Origin of the sequence: Vibrio fujianensis (genome assembly GCF_002749895.1) — a bacterium.
Lineage (GTDB): Bacteria > Pseudomonadota > Gammaproteobacteria > Enterobacterales > Vibrionaceae > Vibrio > Vibrio fujianensis.
The window spans coordinates 48,424-50,745 of record NZ_NBUS01000041.1; the positions used below are offsets into that span (position 1 = coordinate 48,424).

Here is a 2,322-nt window from a genome sequence, read left to right on the forward strand (position 1 = left end):
TGTCCGCATGGCATCAAATTCACAGGCACACCACACCGCGCATTGACCCGTTAACCAAGATTGAGCTTTGACAACCTCAGTTAAGGATTCTCCTTGCGCTGCATTGACCCATATAATTTGCACGCCGGTTGGGGAGATTAAGCGTTGTTGATCGGCGGGATCGCTGATCTCTATCACAGCATAACCTTTTGTTTTTGCATCAAGACTCGCCAGTGTCACTGACAAGGCGGGCAGGGCGGTCATATCTGCTGCAAGAAATACCCATTCAGCTGCTTTCCAGTTTGGGTCTTGGCTTTTACCCGGCCCTGCGATGGCAATGCTTTCACCCACTTGTACAGTTTCTGCCCAGCGGGAGGCAAAACTGCAAGCCAAATCCTCACTGGAATGGCGAACAAAATCGACCACAAGGCTGTGAGTCTGTGTATCGAACTGACGAATGGTATAAGTGCGCATGACGGAGCGTTCTTCACTGCCAAGTTGACTGAGATCACTGGATCCTTGCGGAGTGAACAGCAGTTTAATATAGCCACCTTCACTCTCTTTTCCAAAGTGAGCAATGCTTGAACCTTGCAGAGTAATACGCTGAATGTGCGGAGAGATTCGTTCAGTTTTTACCACGGTGACAGGGTAAGAAGGGCGTTGATTATTTGGATGACTCATAGTATTTATCTCGCTGACTTTATCTGGCTTACCATAACGATAATTTTACGCATCGGCAATGATAATCGTTGTCGTTTACAATAATTTATCGATAAAAATAATGAACGGATTCGCTGGTCGATGAGTCTACATGATAAAATTCACTGCAAGGATTAAAGCGAGAGACTCATGAGACATTTACAGACAGCAACCCACCCAGATATCGCTAACTTAAGCCATTATTCAATCATACAGCGTAAAGCCGCTCGAGCCATTGTGCTTGAAGGTGAAGAGATTTTATTGCTCTATACTGAGCGCTATGATGATTACACCTTACCCGGTGGGGGCGTTGATAAACAGGAAGATATCATCCAAGCCATGGTGCGTGAATTACAAGAAGAAACAGGTGCAAGCAATATTCAAATGATCCAACCATTTGGCTTATATGAAGAGTTTCGTCCTTGGTATCGAGAGGATGCTGATGTGATGCATATGATCTCTTATTGCTATACCTGCAAAGCCGATCGTCAGCTTGGTCAAATGCGTTTGGAAGAGTATGAAATCAACAATGGTATGCAGCCTGTGTGGATGAATATTCATCAGGCCATTGCCCATAATGAGCAGACCATGGCACATAGTACACAAAAAGGCATGAGTATTGAGCGAGAAACTTTTTTACTGCGCTTGATTGCCAAAGAATTGCTGTAAGATTTAGGGCGAATTAAACGCTTGGACAGAATGAAATCGTAAGTCGCTAATACGATCTCGTTCGAAGCGCGGCAATTGAATGAAATCAGATCCGTTATGCATTGGTATCTTATTCAGAGTTGAGTATAGTAAAAACAATAGGATAAGACGAAAAATAACCAGTTAACCAAAAGGACGTTTACATGGGGAAATATTCACGATGGGTATTGGGAGCATTATTGGTCGCATCCAGCCAGATGGCTTGGGCGGATGTTATAGAGACGACCCAGTTAGTCGGTTACGGCAAAGCGAAATATCCAGCCAATTTTACCCATTTTGATTATGTGAATCCTCAAGCGCCCAAGTATGGAAAAATCACTTATGGGCAGATTGGCACCTTTGATAACTTTAACCGTTATGCTTCACGTGGAGTGGCGGCTGCGGGAACGGGTGAGTTATACGATGCATTAATGTTTTCACCCAGTGACGAAATCGATACCTACTATCCACTTATCGCCGAAAAAGTCCGTTATTCTGACGATTACCTCTGGCTTGAATTGGATATAAACCCTGCGGCACGTTTTCACGACGGCACTCCGATCACCGCTTATGATGTGGAGTTCACCTTTAATAAATTTATGACCGAAGGCGTTGCTCAGTACCGAGTTTACTATCAAGAAATCAAATCGGTGCAAGCCTTAAATAAGCGTACTGTCCGCGTTGAAATGAAAACAGGCAACCGTGAGAAGCTTTTTAGTTTTGCTCAATCGACTCGAGTGTTACCCGCCCATTTTTGGCGTGATAAAAATTTATCTGAACCTTTAAATCAGCCTCCCGTCGGTAGCGGGCCTTACCGTGTGGTTGATTTTAAACCCGGTCAAAGTGTGACTTATCAGCTGGTGGATGATTATTGGGCGAAAGATCTACCGGTGAATGTTGGACGAAATAACTTTAAGCAAGTGCAGTATGATTATTACCGCGATGATACGGTGATGC

Annotated in this window: 3 protein-coding genes; 2 read left to right on the forward strand and 1 reads right to left on the reverse strand. The window is 44.2% G+C overall.

What is annotated here, in order from left to right; all coding sequences use genetic code 11:
- The coding region (locus B7C60_RS07545; RefSeq protein WP_245868854.1) for a siderophore-interacting protein at nt 1-660 on the reverse strand (660 nt) is incomplete at its 3' end.
- Nucleotides 661-828: 168 nt separating this feature from the next.
- Here B7C60_RS07545 and B7C60_RS07550 point away from each other — a divergent pair.
- Both B7C60_RS07550 and B7C60_RS18310 read left to right on the forward strand, forming a co-directional pair.
- Nucleotides 829-1,347, forward strand: coding sequence for an NUDIX hydrolase (locus tag B7C60_RS07550; protein ID WP_099611131.1), 519 nt, complete (start codon nt 829-831; stop codon nt 1,345-1,347).
- Between the two features lie 182 nt (nt 1,348-1,529).
- Nucleotides 1,530-2,322: ABC transporter substrate-binding protein (locus B7C60_RS18310; RefSeq protein ID WP_245868856.1), on the forward strand; the 793-nt coding region annotated here is incomplete at its 3' end.